Origin of the sequence: Marinobacter aromaticivorans (assembly GCF_002806975.1) — a bacterium.
GTDB lineage: Bacteria > Pseudomonadota > Gammaproteobacteria > Pseudomonadales > Oleiphilaceae > Marinobacter > Marinobacter aromaticivorans.
Genome location: NZ_NIHD01000017.1, coordinates 25,399 through 42,400 on the forward strand (window position 1 = coordinate 25,399; position 17,002 = coordinate 42,400).

Genomic DNA, 17,002 nt, shown 5'->3' on the forward strand with positions numbered 1-17,002 from the left:
ATTGCGTGATAAAAGTGTTCAAAAAAAACAGTGGCTTGTTATGTTTTGTGGATTAGTGCGGAAGGGTAGCTGGTGCCCCCGGCAGGACTCGAACCTGCTACCTTCCCCTTAGGAGGGGGACGCTCTATCCAGATGAGCTACGGAGGCACTTCTTTGAGAAGGTCGGTATGATAGCGGCCTGAAGCCTGTGGCTCAAGGTATTGCCGTGATTTCTGCTGGGCCGGGAGTGTGTTTTGTCTGACTCTTTCTCGTTAAGTGTTGTTGTGCCGGTGTGGATGGAGGCTGCGGGTGTGGTTCAAACCCTTGAAGCGCTGCAGCTGCTGCGGGCCAGTGGGCATGAGGTGATCGTTGTGGACGCCGGCAGCACGGATGGAACCGCCGCGCTGGCCAGGCCTTACGCGGATCGCGTGGTGCAGGCGGAAAAAGGCAGGGCTGTGCAGATGAATGCCGGAGCGTCGGTTGCCAGGGGTAGGGTTCTGTTATTTTTGCATGCCGATACTCGCCTTCCGCCGGGTGCCCTGAGTTCCCTGGAGCAATTTTTTCAGAGCGACCGGGTTTGGGGGCGATTCGATGTTCGCCTGAGTGGCCAGGGCGTAATGTTGCGGATGATTGGCGGGTTCATGAATCAGCGTTCTCGGTTAACGGGGATTTGCACGGGAGATCAGGCGTTGTTTGTGTGCAGGGAGGTTTTTGAAGCGTTGGGCGGCTTTGAGAACATACCGCTTATGGAAGATGTCGAATTTTCCCGTCGTCTGTGCCTGGTTTCCCGCCCCTTCCGTATCAAGGATCCTGTGATTACTGACAGCAGGCGCTGGGAGCAACGGGGTGTGTGGCGCACAATTTTCCTTATGTGGCGTTTGCGCTGGCGCTATTGGCGCGGTGAGTCTCCCGAAAGGCTTGTTCACTCTTACCGTTCGGATGTTCGTAATGCCAAAGACTGAAACTCCCGACGCCCTGCTGATGCAATTCGCCAAGTGGCCCGAAGTGGGCCAGGTGAAAACACGCCTCATTCCGGCGCTTGGCGCCCGGGGCGCAGCGGACGCTCACATAAAGCTCACGCTTGCGGTGTTGAATAACCTGTGTGGCACCGGGCTGGCTGTGCAATTCTGGTGGGACAGGCATGTAGACTCAGTTCCGGATGAGGCGCAGGAGATTGTGGGCGCTATCGATCAGCGGGGTTTGAAGCAAAAGGTACAGAAGGGCGCGGACCTGGGTGAGCGGATGCAGGGTGCGCTTGAATTCGGCCTTGAGTTCCATGCTTTTTCCCTGATTGTGGGTAGCGATTGCCCTTCGGTCGAACCGGAATACGTGCATCAGGCACTGGCAAGCCTGCAGGAATACGATGTGGTTTTGGGGCCTTCGGATGACGGTGGCTATGTGTTGATTGGCGCTCGTCGGGTGGTTCCGGAGATGCTTGATGGTATTGAATGGGGAACGCAAGGCGTTCTAGCACAAACCCAGCAGCGACTGGTTAGCCTGGGGCTCAGTGTCGGATTGCTGGAGCCCCGCTGGGACGTGGACGAACCGGAGGACTGGGCGCGTTTTCAGCGCCTGCCCCCGGCGGGCAACGGGTAGTTGTCTGTTGCCGCTTATTTGGCGGTTACCGGCGGCTGCTTCAGAATCAGATCCCGTGCTTCATTGGCGCTCAAGCCCTCTGGGCCTGTGACTGCGCGTAAAGCCCTTTCCCGGTTCAGTACGGCGTCTTTGAAGGTGGCGTAAAGCTCTTTATGGCTCACGTCTTGAACGGCGCTCGCAAGTTTCTCCCGGGAATCAAAGTCATCATTGCCCCGATCAATTTCCCGCCAGTAACGCCCGGAAATGTCACCCAGTTGGCGGTCCCGCTCAAGAATGCGGCTGATCACGGCCCGCTTTTCGCGTTCTAGCCGTTTTTCGTCAAGGTCTTCGAGGGTCTTTTCAAAACCTTTGGCGAACTCGCGAACTGCCTGGTCGATGTCTTCTGCGCTTGCACCGGGGGATTGAACCACAAACCCCAGCGCCGGTGTCTCAAGCATTTCGAATGGCGTTGCATACACGATATAACCAAGCTGGCGGGTCGTGCGGAGCTCCTCATAAAACGGGCTGCTGATAATCTGCGCTAACAGCTGGAATCGGGCGCGTTCTTCAAAACCGGTATTCCGGCCCTGTGTGTAAAGCGTATAGCCGGTATCCGGATGCTGTACGTTGAGAGAAACCAGCATATCGCCTGCCGGCAGTTCACGCACCTGACTGCGCTCTACGGACACAACCTTACTTTTGGCCAGCACAATGGCGTCGATCTGCTGGGCAAGATTCAATGCGTAGGCTTCGGTAATGTTGCCATGGGCCAGAAGAACCGGGTCAACTTCCGAGAGCAGTGTTTTTGAGAACGACATAAGCTCGTCGAGGGTTACTTCACGGGCTGCGCGCAGCTTTTCTTCGGTGCTCCAGGTATCCTCAAGCAGGGCGGTCTGAATAAACTCCGATGTTTGCTCCACCGGGCGGTCTTTTGCTTTGTTCTGCAGGCTGTCGATCAGGTTTTGCCTGGCGATATCGAAGCGTTGGCGGGTAACTTCTGGCGCCGAGACCTGCATGAGGATACGGTTCATCAGGGTGTGCAGTTTGTCACTGTAGCCACCAACACGAATTGTAATGCCACGCAAATGCGGGTAAATGCTGTAATCCAGCCCGGCCAGCCGTGCCGAGTAGGCCCAGGCGTTCAGATTGTTGTTAATACTGTCCACCAACAAACGGGTAAGCACATGGCTTCGCGCAGATACGCGGGCCGCCGGGGTGCGCAGGCTGAAAAATACGTTGGCTTTGGGTGTGTTGAAGCGGGTGTCCCGGGCAAACCAGATAGCCATACCGTTCGGCTTACCCAGCAACTCCGGTTTGTCCATGGTGGCACCGGGAACCATGGTCAGGTCTTCCGGCACAAACGGGTTGGGGGCGGGAAGATGGAGCGATGCGGCCAGCGCCTCGGGGGCGTTATTGAGCAATGTGTCGGTATTCAGCGGCTCGATTTGCCAGGGCGTATCATACCATTGAGTAAGGTTCGGGTTGTCGAGGCCGGGTTGCGGAGCCAGCACATAGGCCATCAGGTTATCTGGTGTCAGCCTGGCAAGAATGGCCCGGTACTGGTCCGGTGCATAACGTTCCATAAGCCAGGGCGCACTGAGGATGTCTTCTGCAGGGTAGTCCTGTAACTGGCTGGAAAGCCGCATTGCCTCATGCAGGGGTTCGCCCTGTTCACGAAAGCGGAAGTCAATTCGCGCAAGGCGCTGCATTTCCTCAAAACGCTGCTGGCTGATGCCCTGCTCACGAATCATGTCTATGTATCGGAAAACCAGCGGCAGGATTTCCTCGTGTTGCTTCAGGCCCTCCGGTGTAAGTGCAATGCTGATTTCCAGTGTGGCGCTGTCGCCTGTGTCCATGCCGATGCCTGCTGACAGGCTATCGGCCAGGCCCTGGTTCTTGAGCACATTAAAAAGGCTCCCGGGCCCTTCATGGCCCAGCAGATTAGCAACATAGCTCGCAGGCTTGGTGCGATAATTTTCCTGCTGCGAGGGAATCGGGAATACCAGCGACAGTGTGCGTACATCCTTGATCGCGTCTACGGTTACTTTTGCCGGCAAGCTGTCGGGTTCATACAGGGGGGTGCCGTGCACTCGCGGTTGCAGGCTGCGGTTCCCGATGGCATTAAAACGTGCACGAACCATGGTTTCGAGTTTGTCCAGCGGCTGCGGGCCATAGACCGCCAGGGTCATGAGGTTGGCGGAGTAACGGTCTTTCCAGAATCTGATCAGATCAGGCCGAAGGGGATTGGCTTCGGTATTCTCCAGGGTAGTGAGGTTACCAACAGCGAACTGGTGAAAGGCATGTTCAGGATTACTGGTGGCCTTCTTTACGGAATAGAAACGGCGGCCATCTTCTTTTTGCTTGGCGCTGAACTCTGAATGAACGGCGTTGCGCTCACGGTCTACCAGTTCAGCAGTAAAGAGGGGGGCAGCGAACTGCTGGGCAAAACGATCCAGCGCCGGTTCAAGGTAGTTTGCCTGAACATCAAAGAAATAGTTGGTGTTGCGAAACGCGGTAAAAGCGTTATGGCTGCCACCGTGGCTTTTGATGAACTGCTGGTATTCACCCGGCTCCGGATATTTTTCGGTGCCCAGGAACAGCATGTGTTCCAGGAAGTGCGCAATGCCTTCACGTTCTTTCGGGTCATCCCCGCTGCCAACGGCGACATTCATGGAAGCGGCCGCCTTGTCTGCATCCCTGTCGGATACCAGGATCGCTCGCAAGCCGTTATCCAGCTCGATGAAGCGGTATTCGTTGTTATCGTTCGGGCTTTTGTCGGGTGTTTGCGCCGCGCTGGCGAGCGCGCTGACAAATAACAGTGTAAGCAGCGCAAACACATTCACTGCCAGCCGTTGTACTCGAACCTTCGGGTGATTAGTTATTTGCATAGTGCCTCTGGATAGTGCCTCTGTTATTTACAGTGAGCTTCGAAACCTTCTGCTGCAGATACGGTCTGGACCGGTAATGGTGTACCAGGTTCAGTGTATCTTCGCCTCCCGGGTATTCTTCGGCTGTTGATCGAGAGTTTTGCGAGCCAGGTCTGCGGCCGTTTCACCGTCCAGTTGGCCAGAGGCTATACGCTCCAGAACGGTTGCCATAATGGCAACGGACTGCCGGTAATCGGCAAACTCGGCCTGGAACGCAGTGTCTATGGCCTGGTAAACCGCCTGGATCTTCTGTTCCCGGTCACCCGAGTTTTTTGCTGTGTCGTTGATAGCTTTCAGGCAGGCTCGGGCAATGGCGATGTAGCGTTCGGTATTCGGGTTGTCATTCTGCATTGTCTGGCTTCCGGGTAGTGCTGGTCTGTGAAAAGGACTGACGCCCAAAGAGGCAACAAGTTCCGATTATCGCATTGCTGGCGGGTTGTTTCATTGCTTTGCGGTAATACATCGGCTGGGAGGGCAGGTGCCGATTACTGTGCTAATCTCAAATTCAATGTGCTGAGGGCGGATCCACGCGCGCCGGGCAGGGGTTAGAGTAATTGCTCTATTCAAAACAACAGGTTACAGAGTAAAAGCTCTAATAAAGACCGATACATGAAAGTTGCAATTAAGTACAATGCCGGTTTTTGAAGGTCGCTATAAGACTTTGGTCTGGTGTGGCCGGCATGGATAGACAACAACTGAGCAACAAGCAGGGTGGATTATCAATGAATTATTTCCTCACCGGTGGCACCGGATTTATTGGCCGTTTTCTTGTGGAAAAATTGTTGGCGCGCGGTGGTACCGTGCACCTGCTGGTGCGAGAACAGTCCCTGGGCAAGCTGGAAGCCCTGAGGGAACGCTGGGGGGTAGATGAGTCCCGTGTAAAAGCTGTTGTCGGCGACCTCACCAGCAAAAATCTGGGTATTGATGCAAAAACCCTGAAAGCGCTGACAGGGAATATCGATCATTTTTTCCATCTGGCGGCGGTCTACGATATGGGCGCCGATGAAGAGGCCCAGCAGGCCACCAATATAGAAGGTACCCGAGCCGCGGTGAATGCTGCCGGAGCGATGAAGGCAAAACACTTTCATCACGTTTCGTCTATTGCTGCAGCGGGCCTGTTCAAGGGCATTTTCCGCGAGGACATGTTTGAAGAAGCAGAGAGGCTGGACCATCCGTATCTGATGACCAAGCACGAGTCCGAAAAGGTCGTGCGCGAAGAGTGCAAGTTGCCATTCCGTATTTACCGCCCGGGCATGGTGATCGGTCACTCGGAAACCGGGGAAATGGACAAGGTTGATGGCCCCTATTACTTCTTCAAGATGATTCAGAAAATCCGCCGCACCTTGCCTCAGTGGGTTCCAACCGTTGGCATTGAAGGGGGCCGCCTGAACATTGTCCCGGTGGATTTCGTGGTTAACGCCATGGATCATATCGCGCATCTGGAAGGTGAGGACGGCAACTGTTTCCACCTTGTAGACACCGATCCGTACAAGGTTGGTGAAATACTTAACATCTTCTGCGAGGCTGGCCATGCCCCGACAATGGGCATGCGTATTGATTCCCGCATGTTCGGTTTTGTTCCGCCGTTCATCCGCCAGAGCCTGAAAAATCTGCCGCCGGTGAAGCGTTTGACCAGTGCGGTGCTGGATGACATGGGCATCCCGCGCTCTGTATTGTCCTTCATTAATTACCCAACACGCTTCGATGCCCGTGAAACCGAGCGGGCACTGAAAGGAACCGGCATAGAAGTGCCCCGTCTGAAGGATTACGCCCCGGTGATCTGGGACTTCTGGGAACGCAACCTGGATCCTGATCTGTTCAAGGATCGCACACTCAAGGGCACGGTCGAAGGCAAGGTATGCGTGGTAACCGGTGCCACGTCCGGCATTGGCCTGGCGACGGCTGAAAAGCTGGCGGAAGCCGGTGCCATTCTGGTGATTGGCGCCCGCACCAAGGAAAAACTGGACGAGGTAAGCGCATCCCTTGAAGCCAGGGGTGGCAATGTGCACGCCTACCAGTGTGACTTTTCCGATATGGAAGATTGCGACCGGTTTGTTCAAACCGTTCTGGATAACCATGGCCACGTTGATGTGCTGGTTAACAACGCCGGGCGCTCTATCCGCCGTTCATTGTCACTTTCGTTTGATCGCTTTCACGATTTTGAGCGCACAATGCAGCTCAACTACTTTGGCTCTGTTCGTCTGATCATGGGCTTTGCGCCCTCTATGCTGGAGCGTCGGCGCGGGCATGTGGTTAACATTTCCTCCATCGGTGTGCTTACCAACGCCCCGCGCTTCTCGGCCTATGTCGCCTCCAAATCCGCGCTGGATGCCTTCAGCCGGTGCGCGGCATCTGAATGGTCAGATCGGAACGTAACCTTTACCACCATCAATATGCCGCTGGTGAAAACGCCGATGATTGCGCCCACCAAGATCTATGATTCTGTGCCGACGCTTACGCCGGAAGAGGCAGCGGATATGGTAACGAATGCGATTATTGATCGCCCCAAGCGCATTGCCACGCGCCTTGGCATCTTTGCGCAGGTGTTGCATGCATTGGCGCCGAAGATGGGCGAAATCATCATGAATACCGGGTACCGCATGTTCCCGGATTCATCCCCGGGTGTCGGCGGAAAATCCATTGAAAGGCCAAAGGTGTCTACGGAACAGGTGGCCTTTGCCGCGGTGATGCGAGGCATTCACTGGTAAGGGGCGCTCTGTGAAACCTGAACCAAAAAAACCCGCGGTGCGGGTTTTTTGTGGTGGCGGTTTAATGGCAGCGTGGCCGGTTTTTATCCGTCGTTTCCCGGTATTGGGGGTGGTGGAAAGCCACCCAATTCTTGCCAGCGATTGACGATACCGCAGAACAGGTCGGCCGTTTTTTCCGCATCATAGGCGGCGGAGTGGGCTTCCTTGTTATTAAACGGTATGCCTGCCAGCTTGCAGGCTTGTGCCAGCACCGTGTGGCCGTATGCCAGGCCGGCAAGGGTTGCCGTGTCGAATGTTGAGAAAGGATGGAACGGGTTGCGGTTGATTTCCGCCCGCTGTGCCGCTGCAAATACGAAGCTGTGATCGAAGGTTGCGTTGTGGCCCACCAGTACCGCGCGCTTGCAATCGTGTGCCCTGACCGCTTTGCGGATGGGGCGGAATATTTCGCTCAGGCCTTCACGCTCGGGTACAGCCTCGCGTTCCGGATTCCAGGGGTCGATTCCGGTAAAATCCAGCGCGGACTGCTCCAGATTGGCGCCTTCAAACGGATCAATCTGTTGCACATGGGTTTCAGCCCGGCGCAGGCGGCCATCTTCATCCATGGTCAATATCACCGCAGCTATTTCAAGCAAAGCATCACGTTCCGGATTGAATCCGCCGGTTTCCACATCCACAACCACGGGCAGGAAACCGCGGAATCTGCGGGACATGGGATGCGATTGTCTGTTTTCGTCAGTCACTAAAGCTCCGGTTTTGGCCGTTTGTCAGGAAGTTGGAAAGATCAGGCCAGGCGCCAGTTAACAGTTTCGCCGGCCTTCAGAGGAACGATGGTAGCATCCGCCAAAGGCAATTCATCGGGCATCGTCCAGGGTTCTTTCACCAGCGTGATGGTGTCGGTATTGCGAGGCAGGCCGTAAAAGTCGGCACCGTTCAGGCTGGCGAAGGCTTCAAGCCGGTCGAGAATGCCCAGCTCTTCAAAAATCTCGGCATACAGTCCGATCGCACCATAGGCGGAATAACAACCCGCACAGCCGCAGGCCGCTTCTTTTTTGTCTTTCGAGTGGGGGGCGGAGTCGGTTCCCAGAAAGAATCGCCTGTCACCGCTGGCGATAGCATCTCTCAGCGCCTGCTGGTGCCGGTTACGTTTGAGGATCGGAAGGCAGTACAGATGAGGGCGCATGCCCCCCACCAGCATGTGATTACGGTTGTACATGAGGTGCTGGGGTGTGAGCGTGGCGGCTAGGTTGTCACCCTGGTGTTGCCGAACGAATTGTGCGGAGTCCTCGGTGGTTATGTGTTCAAGGACCACCTTGAGCGTGGGGAAGGCCGCCAGTGCAGGCGCCAGAACCCGTTCAAGAAAAACCTTCTCCCGGTCGAAAATATCGATGTCGGCATCGGTAACTTCACCGTGAACAAGCAGCAGCATGCCACATTCTGCCATGGTATCCAGTACCGGATAGATATTGCGGATATCCTTCACACCGGAAGCCGAGTTTGTTGTCGCACCCGCCGGGTAGAGTTTGGCGGCGACAACGCCCTGGGCGCGGGCTTCAAGAATGTCCTCTCGGGTGGTGGATTCGGTCAGGTAAAGGGTCATCAAAGGTCGGAAATGCGTGCCTTTGGCTGCTGCCAGTATCCGGTCCCGGTAGGCAGCGGCCTGTGCCGCATTTGTTATCGGCGGAACCAGGTTGGGCATGATGATCGCCCGTCCGAAACAGGCTGCGGTTGCGGGCACTACATCGTTCAGAATATCGCCGTCACGAACGTGGAGGTGCCAGTCGTCGGGGCGCACAATAGTTAGCTGGTCGGTCATGAGCTGGTTTCCGCAATGCCTTCTGAGGTAAAACAGGCGTGTAAGGCGCTTGGGCCCTGAGAAATTTGGCAGATTATAGCAGAATGCGTGGGCGATTGTTTTCCCCGTATCGGCTAAAGAAAGTTGCGCCGGTGCCGTTAAACAGGGAAATCCTGAAACCTCCGTCAAGCAACGGTATGGCTGTTATGACGCTTCCTTTTTCCAAAAAAACGCGAAATCTGCTGGGAATACTGGCACTGGGAATGATTTTGCCCGGGCCTGTCCTGGCTGGAAGCTACGGGGCAGGAATTGCGAACAGTCAGTGGTATGTTGCCGAGTCTGTTTTCGAATGCTCTCTGGTGCACGAGGTTCCGGGTTACGGCCGGGCAGTCTTCCGGCACAGGGCGGGAGAAGACCTGTCGTTTTTCCTGGAATCGGAATCCCGCCTCATGCGGCCAGGGCGCGGCTTGCTGGTGGTTGAGGCGCCCCCGTGGCGGCCGGGTGTTGCACCAAGGCAGGTGGGGCCTGTGGATGTTTCTGAAGGCCGAAGGCAGGTATCCCTTGCAACGCGCCAGGCTATTATTCTCGCGCAAAGCCTGCTTTCGGGTATGCGCCCAACCGTTACCCGTACCTCCTGGTACGACGGCAATCCGGTGCGGGTGCAGGTTTCCAACATCAATTTTAACGGAGAGTATCAGCGCTATCGTTCCTGCGCTGAGAATCTGCTGCCCGTGAATATCGACCAGATTGGGCGGTCAAGGGTGGCATTCGCCAGCGGCAGCAAGAAGCTTTCTCAGGCCGACATGGATCTGCTGGACAACATTGTTGCCTACATTATGGCCGATTCCACGGTAGAGCGGGTATTTGTGGATGGGCACAGTGACAGTATCGGAAGCCGGATCGACAATCGGGCGTTGTCTGAGGATCGAGCGAATGTGGTAGCGGATTATCTGAAAAGCCGGGGCGTGGATCCCGACCTGATCACGGTAAGAGCTCATGGTGACCAGTTCCCGGTTTCCAGCCGGCCTGCCGATAACCGCCGCACGACAATTCGTTTGCAGCGCGAGGGTGATCGCCCGGGGCTGCAGCAAGCCAATGGCTATGGCGGGGCTTCGACCGGTTGAGATCATTTGCACGCCCGGTTTCTCAGTAAATCGCGCTCAGCACTTCCAGATGGGCATTCACGCTTTCTGCAAGCGCCCTCAGGTGGTAGCCGCCTTCCAGCGTTGAAATGATCCTGTCGTTACTGTGTTCACTGGCTATGCCGGCCAGCATTTCAGTGAGCCAGCGGTAATCTTCAGTCTCCAGATTGAGTTCCGCCATCGGGTCCAGACGATGGGCGTCAAACCCTGCAGATATGAGAATTACCTGGGGTTTGAAAGCATCCAGACGCTGCATCCAGCCATCTTTTACCTTCTTACGGAAATCAGCTGCAGAACAACCCGCTTCGATCGGGATATTCACAATGTTGTCCGCTTGCCGGTGTACGTGGGAGTGAGGGTAGAATGGGTGCTGAAAGCTCGAGCACATCAGGATGCGCTCATCTCCGCTGACGATATCTACGGTGCCATTTCCCTGATGCACATCAAAATCGATGATGGCTACCCGCTCAAGATGATGAAAGTTGAGCGCGCGCATGGCGGCCAGGGCAATGTTGTTATAAAAACAGAACCCCATGGACTTGCTGCGCTCAGCGTGGTGCCCGGGAGGGCGTGCACAGATGAAGGCGTTGGTTACCTGGCTGCTCATCACCATGTCTACCGCCTGGATGTTGGCTCCGGCGGCCAGTCTTGCAGCACGCAGGGTGTCAGGCATCATAGCGGTATCCGGGTCTGTGTACACCCGGCCGCGTGTCGGTTGCATCATGTCGAGCTGTTGCAGGTAGCGTTCAGGGTGCACGCTTAAAAGCTGATCGCGGGTGGCTTCTTCAGGGCGCACCCAGTCCAGCTTTTCAGCGAGCCCGGTATCGGCAATGTAGCTGATGATTGCTGCCAGACGACCCGGGCTCTCGGGATGCTCGGGCCCCATGTCGTGTCTCATGCAGTCATCGTGGGAAAAAAATGCGGTGGTCATATATCTCGAAACGTCCCGGATTTACTTGTATTTTATTTAATCCTATCAGGGATAATCTGATAACGCCGCGTTTCTTTGGTCTTATAAGTGCGATAGGCATTTCACAAAGGTTGTTCAGTGCCTAAGATAGGGCAAACAACATATTAAGGAGAGTCAGTTTGAGCACACGGTACCTGGAAAGCCTGTTCAATCCTGCCTCCATTGCTGTAATAGGGGCCTCGGAACGGGCAGACAACCTTGGCGGCATGGTGTTACGAAATCTGATGAGCGGCGGTTATCCGGGCAGGCTTCTGGTGGTTAACCGGAATGATTATGAGAACGTCCACGGTGTGCCCTGCGTCAAAAGAGTGTCCAGAATGGAGTTTTCACCGGATCTGGCTATTATCTGTACGCCCCCGGATACGGTTTCCAAGACCATAAGGCGCCTGGGTGAAGCAGGGGTGCGAACAGCGATTGTGATGACGGGCGGTATGTCCCGTACCCACAGTAAAACCGGCCAGCCGCTGATGTATTCCGTTCGTGATGCGGCCAGGGAGACGGGCATAAGAGTGTTGGGCCCCAACACCATCGGCCTGATGGTGCCGGCCAGGAGCCTGAACGCCACCTACGCCCATATGGGGGTTCTCCCTGGGCGCGTTGCGTTTGTGGGCCAGTCCGGCACTATTGCCAGTTCAGTGATTGATTGGGCACTCGCCCGCGGTGTGGGTTTCTCGTACTTCCTCACCCTTGGCGATGGTATGGATATCGATCACGATGACCTGATCGATTATCTTGCCCAGGACACGCAAACCCGCGCCATTCTCCTGCATATTGAACACATCCCGAATGCCCGGCGCTTTATGTCGGCTGTGCGGGTGGCCTCCAAGACCAAGCCTGTGATTGCCGTGAAATCCGGGCGGGTGCCGGAATCCGAGTGGTTTCCCCACGAGTTGCCTGATGGAATCCGGCGAAGCGATCCTATTTACGATGCGATGCTGCAGCGTGCTGGTGTGCTGCGGGTGGACGGGCTCGGGCAGATGTTTGATGCCCTGGAAACCCTGACGCGCATGCGCCCGCTGCGCCGGGAATCCCTGGCTATTATGGCAAATGGCGTGGGGCCCGGTGTACTGGCAGTAGACCGGCTGGCGGATCTGGGCGGCGAACTGGCCCGCCTGTCCGAGACCAGTATTAATGCCCTGGCGGAGCTGTTGCCTCCTTACTGGACGCGCAAGAACCCTATCGACCTTAACTACGATGCATCGCCGGAACTCTATGGCAAGGCTATAAAAATACTGGCCAAGGACCCTGAAATCGCCAACGTGCTTGTACTCTATGCTCCCAGCCTTACCGAGGACAGCCTCCAGATTGCCGATGCAGTTGTGCAGGCGGCAAAGGGTACGCGGCTTAATATTTTCACCTGCTGGCTCGGGCAGGCCACGGTGATGGATGCTCGCGACGAATTCTATCGTGCCGGTTTGCCCTCTTTCTTCAATCCGGAGAAAGCCGTGGTAGCCTTCATGCGGCATGTGCGGCACCAGAGAGTCCAGCGCCTGCTGAAGGAAACACCGGAATCCTTTACCGACCATTTGTCGGATCACACAAAAACCCGGCGTGTCGTAATGGATGCCCTGCGCTCAGGCCGTACCCACCTGTCAAGCCAGGAAGCCAGGGAAGTGATTGATGAATACGGTATCAACACCATTGAGACGATTTACTGTGATGATATCGAAGAAGTGCTTGAAGCCTTTGCCATAGAGCGCCGACCGGTGGACGTGACCATTATCCACGAACAGGTTTGCCACCCGTTTGTATCTCTGACAGTGGCACAGCGCCGGTATAAGGGCACAGTGCAGAAGCTGAACAGTGAGGCGGCCATTATTGACGCCTGCCGTTTTCTGATGGACGAATACCAGAAGCACTTCCCGGCCAGCGGTTTTCTCGGTTTTGCCATGCAACGCTCGTATCAGCACGTGGGCGGTATTGAGTTCAGTGTAGGGATAACGAGAGACGCCCAGTTCGGGCCCTTGGTGGTCTGCGGCGCCTCCGGCGCCCATGTGAGTGTCATGACCGACAGGCAAATTGCGCTGCCGCCGTTGAATATGGTTCTGGCCCGGGAGCTTTTACGGCGCACCTACATGTACAGGCTGCTCAAAGAGCACAGTCTCAAGCCTGACGAGGATATCCGCGCGGTTTCGGAAACCCTGGTTACGCTGTCCCAGATTGTGATTGATATCCCCGAGATTCGCGGCCTGGAAATTTCGCCTCTGTTGTTCAACGATCAGGGTGCGGTTGCGGTTAATGTGGCGATCAACCTCTCTGAAACGCCGGGCCGGCCGATTATCCAGCCTTACCCGAGGGAGCTTGAGGAGTGGCTGGTGCTGCCTAAATCCGGGCGTCGGGTTATCATCCGGCCGGCACTCGCCGAGGATGAACCGGCGCATCGGGTGTTCCACGAACTGCAGTCACCGGAATCCATCCGCTACCGGTTCTTTCAGTATCGCAAACACTTCTCCCGGGAAGACGTCGCACAGATGGTGCAGATCGACTACGACCGGGAAATGGTCTTTATCGCCAATGCGCCCAAAGAGGACGGTGAAGGCGAAGAAACCCTTGGCACCGTAAGAACCTGGACAGACGCAGACAACCTGCAATGTGAGTTTGCGGTGATGGTTCACGACAAAATGAAAGGTGAAGGGCTTGGTGTTGCGTTGATGCAGAAGATGATTGATTACTGCCGTTCCCGTGGCACGGTGGAAATGGTTGGTACTGTACTGGCAGACAATCGCCCGATGTTACAGCTAGCCGAGCATCTTGGTTTTGAAATCAAGTACAACGTTGAGGAAGAAGTGATGGATTTGCGGCTGGTTCTTAACGAGCCGGAAAAAGACTGGCAAAAGGAGAGGCTCGAGAAAAGCGCCCACTGAAGCCTTTCGGTGAAAGGCGCCAGTGGCGCTCCTGTACCGGGCTGATTATTCTTCAACGATGGCCGAGCGGTCTTCACCGCCCAAGGCCTCCAGCAGGCCCGGAATGAGTTTGGACAGCTCAAGAGTCATGAGGGTGAAGGCGGCATCAAACTTTGCGACGGCGTCCTCCACATCCACGTCGTCAAGTTGCTCCTGGAGGGTTTCGCCAAACTTCAAGCGGCGAATGCCCAGTTCCTCATCCAGAATGAATGACACGTTGTCGTCCCAGGTTACCGCCAGTTTGGTGACCTGCATTCCGGCTTCCAGATGATTACGGATTTCGTCCGCCCTAAGGTCCAGCCCTTTGCAACGAACCACGCCGCCATCCTCGGACGGGTCTTTCAGTTCACACTCATTGCCAAGCACCACCTGGGCGGGCAGGTCGATGGTTTCATTCAGCCACCCGGTGAACGTGAAGGCAGGCGCCTGCTCCACAACGGGTGGACGAACAGGAAGGGAGCCGAGACTTTTGCGGAGGGTTGAAGCCAGGTCTTCCGCCTGTTTTGCGGAGCCGGCATCCACCACCAGAACGCCGTCCCTCGGCGCCAGATACGCAAAGCTGCGGCGGTTGCGGGAAAATGCCTGGGGTAGCATTTCCAGCATCACCTGTTCTTTGATTTCGTCTTTTTCCTTGCGGCGAACCTTGCGCCCCTGCTCGATCTCGATCGCTTCGGCTTTCTCTTCTACCGCATCCTTGATTACAGGAGCAGGCAGGATTTTCTCTTCCTTGCGCAAAGCAATCAGGTGGTAACCATTGGCGCTGTGAACAAGCAGTTCACCGTGTTTACCCAGGGGCGGAACCCAGCCCTGGCGTGTGGTCTCCTGAGGGCCACAGGGTTTGAACGCATCGCCGCTGAGTTTGTCTTCCAACTCTTCAGAAGAAATATCGAACGGCTTGGTGAAACGGAAAACGCGGGCATTGCGAAACCACATCAGGCTTGATCCTTGTCTTTCATATTTGGATAATTTCCACCAGCACTGTTTTGACAATAAAACCGACAACACCCGCTCCCAGCACCGTAAAAAGAGCGAGGGTGCCAAATTTTCCGGCCTCTGATTTTTTGGCCAGATCCCAGACGATAAAACCCATCCAGCCAATAAGGCCTGTCAGAAACACCACCATGGCGATCTGGGAAAATACTGCTTCATTCATGATTTGCTCCGAACTTAATCTGGATTAGTGTTCATCTCGCAGGAAAACCCAGTTATTTTTGTCGGATTGGTCTTCGCTGAAGTAGTAACCTTCAAGGTCAAACCCCTTGAGGTCGTCTGCATCGGTAATTCGATTCAGGATGGCATAGCGGCACATGAGGCCGCGGGCTTTTTTGGCGTAGAAACTGATCATTTTGTACTGACCGTTCTTCCAGTCCTTGAATTGTGGGGTAATCAGCCGGCCTTCAAGGTCTTTCTTCTTCAGGCTCTTGAAATACTCGTTCGAGGCCAGGTTTACCAGCACTTCGTCATCATTCTTCAGTAAATGGTTGACTTCCTGTGTCAGGCGATCCCCCCAGAACGCGTACAGATCCTTGCCGCGCTTGTTCTCAAACTTCGTACCCATCTCAAGCCGGTAAGGCTGCATCAGGTCAAGAGGTTTGAGGATGCCGTACAGGCCGGACAGTATGCGCAGATGCTTCTGGGCAAAGCCGAAATCCTGCTCGCTGAAGCTTCCTGCGTCCAGCCCGGTATACACATCGCCCTTGAATGCCAGAATCGCCTGACGCGCGTTCTCCGGTGAGAAGGGCGTATGCCAGTTCTGGAAGCGCTCGGCGTTTAACTGGCCGAGCTTGTCACTGATGCTCATCAGGTTGCTGACCTGGTGGGGCTCCAGTTCCTTGAGCTGATCAACCAGTTCGCAGGCATCGTCCAGAAAGTCCGGCTGGGTATGGGTTTGGGTTGCCAGTGGGCTCTCGTAGTCGAGGGTTTTAGCGGGTGAGATAACCATCAACATGTCAGGTAATTCCTCATTGCAGAAACGTAAGTAACTGATCCCGGTTAAACGGCCAGTCCAGTTCTTGCCCGGTATCGTTGCGCCTGAGCACGGGAATTCGTGTGCCGTATCGCTGTATCAGCTCTTCTGACTGGGCGATGTCCACAACGTCCACCGGTATCGGAGTTGGCATTGGTGTGTTCACGAGCAGTGCCTCCGCCAGTTCACACAGGTGGCATTGGGACGTGGTGTAAAAAAGCAGTTCCATTATTTTGGCTGGGCGTCCACTTGCTGACCGTTCAGGTGCGCACTGTCACGGCCCATCAGATACAGATAGACCGGCATCAGTTCCTCCGGTGCCGGATTCTGCTTCGGATTTTCTGCCGGGTAGGCGTGGGCCCGCATATTGGTTCTGGTAGCGCCCGGGTTCAGGCTGTTTACCCGCACGTTATGATGCTTGTCGTACAACTCATCGGCCAGAAGCTGGCTGAGACCCTCGACCGCGAACTTGGATACCGCGTAGGCACCCCAGTAAGCCCGGGCTTTGCGACCAACACCGGAAGACGTGAAGATAACGGAGGCGGCGTCTGATTTGCGCAACAGGGGAATCATTGCACGACTGAGCAAAAACGGTGCCGTCACATTCACATGCATGACCTTGTTCCAGGTTTCCGGATCGTACATTTCCACCGGGCTGCGATCGCCCAGAATGCCGGCATTGTGCAGCAGGCCATCCAGCTTCCCGAAGTTGTCCTCCAGGGTCATGGCCAGTTCTTCATAGTCCTTCACGGCGGCGCCTTCAAAGTTCATCGGCACAATAGCCGGTTTCGGGTGCCCATCGGCTTCGATTTCATCGTAGACCGACTCCAGTTTGCTCACGGTTCGCCCAACAAGAATCACTGTGGCACCGTGGGCCGCGTAGGTTTTTGCGGCTGTGCGACCGATTCCGCTGCCTGCACCTGTCACCAAAACGATGCGGTCTTTCAGAAGATCAGCGGGCGCCTGGTAATCTTGCATAACCTGTCTCCATAGCAGACGGTGAGTTCGTGGGAATGTTCAAAAAACGGGCCGGTTTCAAA

The 17,002-nt window shown here is 55.6% G+C and carries 15 protein-coding genes and 1 tRNA gene; 5 read left to right on the plus strand and 11 right to left on the minus strand.

Annotation, left to right across the window (positions count from 1 at the left end; all coding sequences use genetic code 11):
• Positions 1-70 precede the first annotated feature (70 nt).
• Positions 71-147 (minus strand) — tRNA-Arg (locus CDH48_RS17225).
• An 86-nt stretch (positions 148-233) separates the two neighbouring features.
• Between CDH48_RS17225 and CDH48_RS17230 the strand changes: the two genes are divergently transcribed.
• Positions 234-941, plus strand: a complete 708-nt coding sequence (locus CDH48_RS17230; RefSeq protein WP_100689973.1) for a TIGR04283 family arsenosugar biosynthesis glycosyltransferase — start codon at positions 234-236, stop codon at positions 939-941.
• Positions 928-1,575 (plus strand): TIGR04282 family arsenosugar biosynthesis glycosyltransferase, encoded by a 648-nt coding sequence (locus tag CDH48_RS17235; RefSeq protein WP_100689974.1) that lies wholly within the window; start codon positions 928-930, stop codon positions 1,573-1,575. The genes CDH48_RS17230 and CDH48_RS17235 overlap by 14 nt, the downstream gene beginning before the upstream one ends.
• A gap of 14 nt (positions 1,576-1,589) precedes the next feature.
• Here the strand turns inward: CDH48_RS17235 and CDH48_RS17240 are convergent, their stop codons facing one another.
• Complete coding sequence (locus tag CDH48_RS17240) at positions 1,590-4,442, minus strand: insulinase family protein (RefSeq protein ID WP_100689975.1); 2,853 nt, start codon at positions 4,440-4,442, stop codon at positions 1,590-1,592.
• 90 nt (positions 4,443-4,532) lie between these two features.
• On the minus strand, positions 4,533-4,832 hold the full coding sequence (locus CDH48_RS17245) for a hypothetical protein (protein WP_100689976.1): 300 nt from the start codon (positions 4,830-4,832) through the stop codon (positions 4,533-4,535).
• Between the two features lie 371 nt (positions 4,833-5,203).
• On the opposite strand from CDH48_RS17245, the gene CDH48_RS17250 reads away from it, so the two are divergent.
• Positions 5,204-7,189: an SDR family oxidoreductase gene (locus CDH48_RS17250; RefSeq protein ID WP_100689977.1), complete on the plus strand. Its 1,986-nt coding sequence runs from the start codon at positions 5,204-5,206 to the stop codon at positions 7,187-7,189.
• Between the two features lie 83 nt (positions 7,190-7,272).
• On the opposite strand, the gene rnt is transcribed toward CDH48_RS17250, so the two are convergent.
• Together rnt and pyrC are read right to left on the minus strand one after the other, a co-directional pair.
• Complete coding sequence (rnt, locus tag CDH48_RS17255; protein WP_100689978.1) at positions 7,273-7,929, minus strand: ribonuclease T; 657 nt, start codon at positions 7,927-7,929, stop codon at positions 7,273-7,275.
• Between the two features lie 41 nt (positions 7,930-7,970).
• On the minus strand, positions 7,971-9,002 hold the full coding sequence (gene pyrC, locus CDH48_RS17260) for a dihydroorotase (RefSeq protein WP_100689979.1): 1,032 nt from the start codon (positions 9,000-9,002) through the stop codon (positions 7,971-7,973).
• Positions 9,003-9,244: 242 nt separating this feature from the next.
• Between pyrC and CDH48_RS17265 the strand changes: the two genes are divergently transcribed.
• Positions 9,245-10,105, plus strand: a complete 861-nt coding sequence (locus tag CDH48_RS17265) for a flagellar protein MotY (RefSeq protein WP_379923834.1) — start codon at positions 9,245-9,247, stop codon at positions 10,103-10,105.
• Between the two features lie 22 nt (positions 10,106-10,127).
• Here CDH48_RS17265 and CDH48_RS17270 read toward each other — a convergent pair whose 3' ends face one another.
• Complete coding sequence (locus CDH48_RS17270) at positions 10,128-11,054, minus strand: histone deacetylase family protein (RefSeq protein ID WP_100689980.1); 927 nt, start codon at positions 11,052-11,054, stop codon at positions 10,128-10,130.
• 158 nt (positions 11,055-11,212) lie between these two features.
• Between CDH48_RS17270 and CDH48_RS17275 the strand changes: the two genes are divergently transcribed.
• The gene (locus CDH48_RS17275; RefSeq protein WP_100689981.1) at positions 11,213-13,957 is read left to right on the plus strand and encodes a bifunctional acetate--CoA ligase family protein/GNAT family N-acetyltransferase; all 2,745 of its coding nucleotides are present in this window, start codon (positions 11,213-11,215) and stop codon (positions 13,955-13,957) included.
• 45 nt (positions 13,958-14,002) lie between these two features.
• Here the strand turns inward: CDH48_RS17275 and rdgC are convergent, their stop codons facing one another.
• The 5 genes from rdgC to CDH48_RS17300 are packed head-to-tail and all read right to left on the minus strand — an operon-like array spanning position 14,003 to position 16,940.
• Positions 14,003-14,929: a recombination-associated protein RdgC gene (gene rdgC, locus CDH48_RS17280; protein ID WP_100689982.1), complete on the minus strand. Its 927-nt coding sequence runs from the start codon at positions 14,927-14,929 to the stop codon at positions 14,003-14,005.
• 19 nt (positions 14,930-14,948) lie between these two features.
• Positions 14,949-15,149 (minus strand): DUF2788 domain-containing protein, encoded by a 201-nt coding sequence (locus CDH48_RS17285; RefSeq protein ID WP_100689983.1) that lies wholly within the window; start codon positions 15,147-15,149, stop codon positions 14,949-14,951.
• Positions 15,150-15,173: 24 nt separating this feature from the next.
• A complete protein-coding gene (gene yaaA / locus CDH48_RS17290) occupies positions 15,174-15,944 on the minus strand; it encodes a peroxide stress protein YaaA (protein WP_100689984.1) in 771 nt (256 codons plus the stop codon).
• A 13-nt stretch (positions 15,945-15,957) separates the two neighbouring features.
• Positions 15,958-16,191 carry a glutaredoxin family protein gene (locus tag CDH48_RS17295; protein WP_100689985.1) on the minus strand — a complete coding sequence of 78 codons (234 nt, stop codon included), beginning with the start codon at positions 16,189-16,191 and terminating at the stop codon, positions 15,958-15,960.
• Positions 16,191-16,940, minus strand: coding sequence for a YciK family oxidoreductase (locus tag CDH48_RS17300; RefSeq protein WP_100689986.1), 750 nt, complete (start codon positions 16,938-16,940; stop codon positions 16,191-16,193). Before CDH48_RS17300 ends, CDH48_RS17295 begins: the two co-directional genes overlap by 1 nt.
• Positions 16,941-17,002 lie beyond the last annotated feature (62 nt).

Coding starts and splice junctions, on each gene's coding strand:
- CDH48_RS17235 (WP_100689974.1), top strand. CDS start 928: ATGCCAAAGACTGAAACTCCCGACGCCCTGCTGATGCAATTCGCCAAG.
- CDH48_RS17240 (WP_100689975.1), bottom strand. CDS start 4,442: ATGCAAATAACTAATCACCCGAAGGTTCGAGTACAACGGCTGGCAGTG.
- CDH48_RS17245 (WP_100689976.1), bottom strand. CDS start 4,832: ATGCAGAATGACAACCCGAATACCGAACGCTACATCGCCATTGCCCGA.
- CDH48_RS17250 (WP_100689977.1), top strand. CDS start 5,204: ATGAATTATTTCCTCACCGGTGGCACCGGATTTATTGGCCGTTTTCTT.
- pyrC (WP_100689979.1), bottom strand. CDS start 9,002: ATGACCGACCAGCTAACTATTGTGCGCCCCGACGACTGGCACCTCCAC.
- CDH48_RS17265 (WP_379923834.1), top strand. CDS start 9,245: ATGATTTTGCCCGGGCCTGTCCTGGCTGGAAGCTACGGGGCAGGAATT.
- CDH48_RS17270 (WP_100689980.1), bottom strand. CDS start 11,054: ATGACCACCGCATTTTTTTCCCACGATGACTGCATGAGACACGACATG.
- rdgC (WP_100689982.1), bottom strand. CDS start 14,929: ATGTGGTTTCGCAATGCCCGCGTTTTCCGTTTCACCAAGCCGTTCGAT.
- CDH48_RS17285 (WP_100689983.1), bottom strand. CDS start 15,149: ATGAATGAAGCAGTATTTTCCCAGATCGCCATGGTGGTGTTTCTGACA.
- yaaA (WP_100689984.1), bottom strand. CDS start 15,944: ATGTTGATGGTTATCTCACCCGCTAAAACCCTCGACTACGAGAGCCCA.
- CDH48_RS17295 (WP_100689985.1), bottom strand. CDS start 16,191: ATGGAACTGCTTTTTTACACCACGTCCCAATGCCACCTGTGTGAACTG.
- CDH48_RS17300 (WP_100689986.1), bottom strand. CDS start 16,940: ATGCAAGATTACCAGGCGCCCGCTGATCTTCTGAAAGACCGCATCGTT.